Annotated in this window: 4 protein-coding genes; 3 read left to right on the top strand and 1 reads right to left on the bottom strand. The window is 74.2% G+C overall.

What is annotated here, in order from left to right; genetic code table 11:
- The 3 genes from VR44_RS25370 to VR44_RS25360 form a co-directional block, all read left to right on the top strand.
- Positions 1 to 1,703: xanthine dehydrogenase family protein molybdopterin-binding subunit (locus VR44_RS25370; RefSeq protein ID WP_045949910.1), on the top strand; the 1,703-nt coding region annotated here is incomplete at its 5' end.
- Between the two features lie 17 nt (positions 1,704 to 1,720).
- On the top strand, positions 1,721 to 2,176 hold the full coding sequence (locus VR44_RS25365; RefSeq protein ID WP_045949909.1) for a (2Fe-2S)-binding protein: 456 nt from the start codon (positions 1,721 to 1,723) through the stop codon (positions 2,174 to 2,176).
- A 113-nt stretch (positions 2,177 to 2,289) separates the two neighbouring features.
- Positions 2,290 to 4,233 carry an APC family permease gene (locus VR44_RS25360; protein ID WP_045949908.1) on the top strand — a complete coding sequence of 648 codons (1,944 nt, stop codon included), beginning with the start codon at positions 2,290 to 2,292 and terminating at the stop codon, positions 4,231 to 4,233.
- Here VR44_RS25360 and VR44_RS25355 read toward each other — a convergent pair.
- On the bottom strand, positions 4,148 to 5,183 hold a 1,036-nt coding region (locus tag VR44_RS25355), incomplete at its 5' end, for a PucR family transcriptional regulator (RefSeq protein ID WP_052713820.1). The genes VR44_RS25360 and VR44_RS25355 overlap by 86 nt on opposite strands.

Genomic DNA, 5,183 nt, shown 5'->3' with positions numbered 1-5,183 from the left:
CCGTACGGGCCCCCGACGGCCGCACCGCCGGCTACGGCGGCCTCGCCGCGGCCGCCGCCGCGCCCGGCCTCGTCGTCCTCGGCGCCACGCCGAAGCCCGCCTCCCGGCACTCCCTCGTGGGCACCCCGACCAGCCGCGTCGACGCCCGCGCCATGGTCACCGGCGCCCAGCGCTACACCCTCGACCTCGACGTGCCGGGCGCCAAGCCCTGCGTGCTGCGCCGCCCGCCCAGCCTCGGCGGCACCGTCCGCTCCGTCGCCAACCGCGCGGCCGTGCAGGCCATGCCGGGGGTCCTGCACGTGGTGACGGTCCCCACCGGGGTCGCCGTCGTCGCGGAAACGTTCGGGCAGGCCCTCGACGCCAAGGCCGCCCTCCAGGTCGAGTGGGGCCCCGGCCCCGCCGACCAGCTCTCCGACGAGCAGGTCCGCGCCAAACTCCGCGCCGCCACCCCGCCGCCGCTGGTGCCGCCGCTGCTCACCCCGTACGTGGACGCCGAGTTCGACTTCGCCTTCGTCAGCCACGCCCCGATGGAGACCAACTCGGCCGTCGCCGACGTCCGTGACGACCGGGCCGAGATCTGGTCCGGCCTCAAGTCCCCCATCGTCGCCCGCGAGACCATCGCCGCCGACCTCGGACTGCCGCTGGACAAGGTGAAGGTGCACGTGGTCCAGGCCGGCGGCTCCTTCGGCCGGCGCCTGTTCTTCGACGCCGCCCTGGAGGCCGCCCGCGTCTCCAAGGCCTGCCGCCGCCCGGTCAAGCTGATGTGGACCCGGGTGGACGACACCCGGCACGGCCGGATGCGCCCCGCCACCCACCACCGGATCAGGGCCACCCACCTGCTCGGCGAGGTGCTCAGCTTCGAGCACCGGGTCGCCGCCGCCGAGACCGACTTCCGGCACGGCCTCGGCGAGATCATCACCGCCACCGCCGCGAGCCTGCCCTCCGGCATCGGCAACGCCACCCTCGCCCAGACCCTGTTCCTCACCACGGTGAAGTCCCCGTACCACTTCGGCCTCACCACCCAGGCGCTGACCGAGGTGCCGACCGGCATCCCCACCGGCTCCTGGCGCTCGGTCTACTCGGCCAACACCCGGGGCGCCGAAGAGATCATGGTCGACGAGCTGGCCGCCGCCACCGGCAAGGACCCGTACCGCTTCCGGCGCACCTTCCTCAAGACCGACGCCCAGCGCGCCGTCCTCGACAAGGCCGCCACCGAGGGGCAGTGGGGCCGCGCCCTGCCGGCCGGCTGCGCCCAGGGCATCGCCTTCCACGAGGAGTACAAGTCGCGCACGGCCTGCCTGGTGGAGATCGACACCCGCGACCCGCAGCACGTCCGCGTCACCCGGGCCGTCATCGCCGTCGACGTGGGCCTGCCCGTCAACCCGCGCGGGCTGGAGGCCCAGATGATCGGCGGCCTCACCGACGCGATCTCCACCACCCTGCGCGCCGGGCTGCACCTGGACAAGGGGCTGCCGCTGGAGGGCAGTTACAGCCAGTTCCACTGGGCGAGGCAGCGCGACACCCCGCAGGACGTACGGGTCTTCGTGCTCCCGGCCACCGGCACCGAGCCGGGCGGCGCGGGCGAGCTCGGCGTACCCGCCGCCGTCGGGGCGATCGCCAACGCCTGGGCCCGGGCCACCGGTTCCAAACCGCGCAGCTTCCCCCTCGACTTCGACGTCGACTTCACCCCCTACCCGCGCTGACCCTGGAGTACGCCGCCGTGCCCTCGCACACCTTCACCGTCAACGGGCGGAGCGTCACCGTCGACGCGCCCGACAACCTCCCCCTGCTCTGGGTGCTCCGCGACCTGCTCGGGATCACCGGCCCCAAGTACGGCTGCGGGGTGGACGTCTGCAAGGCCTGCACCAGCCACCTCGACGGGGTGGACGTCCGCCCCTGCGTGGTGCCGGTCTCCGCCTGCGCGGGCAAGGCGGTCACCACCATCGAGGGGCTCGCGGACGGCGACCGGCTCCACCCCGTCCAGGAGGCCTGGCTCGAACAGGACGTCGCCCAGTGCGGCTACTGCCAGCCCGGGCAGATCATGGCCGCCGTGGCCCTGCTGAAGCGGACGAGCGAGCCCACCGACGAGGACATCGACGCCATCGCCAACATCTGCCGCTGCGGGACCTACTTCCGCATCCGCGAGGCCATCCGCAGCGCGGCCGCCAGGATGTGACGGCCTCGCAGCACCCGTTCAAGGTCGCCACTGGGCCGTACGGGCGACGCCGACCCGGCGCACTGAGATCCCTGAACGTCTGAAATTCGCCGTACATGGATATCCATCGCGGAATGAGGCGAATCAATGCGAAACGGCTGCTGGTCGGTGAGCCCCTGGACACCGCGCGCCTGGGCGAGACCCTGCTGCCCAAGCGGCTCGCGCTGCCCATCTTCTGCAGCGACCCGCTCTCCTCCGTGGCCTACGCCACCGAGGAGATCCTGCTGATCCTCGCCCTCGGCGGAGTCGCCCTGCTCCACCTCACGTGGTACGCGGCCGCCGCCATCGTCTTCCTACTGGTGGTCGTCGTCGCCTCCTACCGGCAGACCTGCCACGCCTACCCCGGCGGCGGGGGCGCGTACGTCGTCAGCTCCGAGAACCTCGGCCCCACCGCGGCCCTGACCGCCGCCAGCGCCCTGCTCGTCGACTACGTGATGACCGTCGCCGTGTCCGTGGTCTCCGGGGTCGCCGCCATCACCTCGGCGATCCCCTCCCTCAGCGACCACCAGGTCGCCATGTCCGTCGCCTTCGTGGTGCTGCTGACCCTGATGAACCTGCGCGGGGTACGGGAGTCGGGGCGCGTCTTCGCCGTCCCCACCTACGGGTTCGTCCTCATCATCTACGTCATGTTCGCGGTCGCCGCCGTCCGCCTCGCCACCGGCGCCACCATCCGGGCCGAGTCCGCCCACCTGCCGATCGAAGCCGCCGGCACCTACACCGGCATCGCAGTCGTCCTCCTCGCCCTGCGCGCCTTCGCCTCCGGCTGCACCGCCCTCACCGGCGTCGAGGCCATCAGCAACGGCGTGCCCGCCTTCCGGAAGCCCAAGGCGAAGAACGCGGCGACCACCCTCGCCGCCATGGGCGCCCTCTCCGCGACCATGTTCGCGGGCATCACCGCCCTCGCCATGGCCTACCAGGTGCACGTCGCCGCCGACCCCACCGAACTCGGCCTGCCCCCGGGCACCCCGATGTCCACGGCCCTCGCCCAGATCGGCCGGGCCACCTTCGGGGACCTGGACTTCCTCTTCTACCTGCTCCAGGCCGCCACCGCGGGCGTCCTCGTCCTGGCCGCGAATACCGCCTTCAACGGCTTCCCGATGCTCGCCTCGATCCTCGCCAAGGACCACTACGCGCCGCGCCAGCTCTACAACCGGGGCGACCGGCTGGTGTACTCCAACGGGGTCGTCCTGCTCGCCTGCGCGGCCATCGCCCTCATCGTCGCCTTCGACGCCCAGCTGACCCGCCTCATCCAGCTCTACATCATCGGCGTCTTCGTCTCCTTCACCCTCTCCCAGGCGGGCATGGTCCGGCACTGGCGGCGCGAACTCGCCTCACCCGCGACCCCGCGCGCCGGACGGGTCCACATCCACCGCCGGCTCGCCATCAACGCCGTCGGCGCGGTCATGACCGCCGTGGTCCTGGTCATCGTCCTGATCACCAAGTTCACGCACGGGGCCTGGCTGGTCGTCATCGCCATGCCCGCCCTCTTCCTCGGCATGAAGGGGGTCCGCCGGCACTACGACCGGGTGGCCGGCCAGGTCGCCGTCGCCCCCGGCGAGCGGCCGCGCAAACCGGCCCGCCACCACGTGGTCGTCCTCGTCGCCAACGTCCACGCGCCGACCCTCAAGGCCCTCGGCTACGCCCAGGGGCTGCGGGCGGACACCCTCAGCGCGCTCTCCGTGGCCGCCGACGAGCAGGAGGCGCGGCAGCTGCGGGAGGCCTGGGCGGATGTCGACCCGGGCATCCCGCTGAAGGTCCTGCACTCGCCCTACCGCGAGGTGGTCGGCCCGGTGGTGTCCTACGTCGAGGAGGCCGCGGCCGCCGAGGGCACCGACGTGCTCTCGGTGGTCATCCCCGAGTACGTCGTCGGGCACTGGTGGGAGCAGCCGCTGCACAACCAGAACGCGCTGCGGCTCAAGGCGAAACTGCTCTTCACCCCGGGGATCGCGGTGATCGACGTGCCGTACCTGCTGGAGTCGGCCCGTCATCCGCAGCCCCGGGAGGCGGCCCGGCCGTAGGGCGGGGCGCCTGCGCCGCGCGGTCCACCGCCGCGTGGGCCAGGGCCAGTTCCACCACGTGGGCCGGGTCCGACAGGGTGCGCCCGGTGAGCTGCTCCAGGCGGCGCAGCCGGTTGGAGACGGTGTTGCGGTGGCAGTAGAGCCGCTGGGCGGCGTACGTGGTCGATCCCTGGCAGGACAGCCAGGTGCCCAGCGTGGCCAGCAGCACCCGCGCCTCCTGCCCGGGCAGCGCCAGCACCGGACCCAGCACCACCTCCCGCAGTCGGGCCGCGAGTTCCGGGTCGCCCGCCACCAGCGCCGCCGGGAGCCGCTCGTCCAGCAGGGCGGCGCCGGCCCCGGCCGAGGGCGGCGCGGTCCGCAGCGCGAGCTCCGCCAGCCGGCGGGCCCCGGCCAGCTCGGCCGGGGTCCCGACCACCGGGCTGATCCCGGCGCGCACGGGGAGCGGGGCGAGCAGGGTGCGCAGGGACTCCAGCGGGTGGTGGCCCAGCTCGGCCAGGCCGGTCTCCCCGTCGGCCCGGACCCGCCACAGCACCCGCGGGGCGCCGGGCACTCGGCCGTCCCCGCCCGGGCCGGGGCCGCCGCCGGTGTCACCCGGGAGCCGGAGCCCGGTGACGCCCGCTCCGGTGGCGCCCGTTCCGGTGGCGCCCGGGCGCACCGGAGCCAGCACCACCACCGCGAACCGGCCCCGCTCGCGCAGCCCCAGCCGTGCGGCCGCCGAGGCGGCGGACCCTTCCGGATCCGGCGCGGCCGCCCCGGGACCGTCGAGCAGGGTGTCCAGCAGGGCCGCGCGGCGCTCCCGTTCCCGCTCCCCGCGCTCGGCCCCCGCCCGGTGGTACGCCTCCGACGCGGCGTCCGTCAGCTGGTCCAGTACGTCCCACAGCGCGCCGGCCCCGGCCAGCAGCCGGGGCAGCGCGGCCCGGTCGTGTGCCGCCACCGCCTCGGTCAGGCAC

This window comes from Streptomyces katrae (assembly GCF_000966975.1).
GTDB classification, from domain to species: domain Bacteria; phylum Actinomycetota; class Actinomycetes; order Streptomycetales; family Streptomycetaceae; genus Streptomyces; species Streptomyces katrae.
The sequence above is the reverse complement of the archived record's forward strand: the minus strand, read 5'-3'. Positions and strand labels throughout refer to the sequence as shown.

Excerpts from the sequence above, each read along its gene's own strand:
- VR44_RS25360 (WP_045949908.1), top strand. The coding sequence starts at position 2,290 with ATGAGGCGAATCAATGCGAAACGGCTGCTGGTCGGTGAGCCCCTGGAC.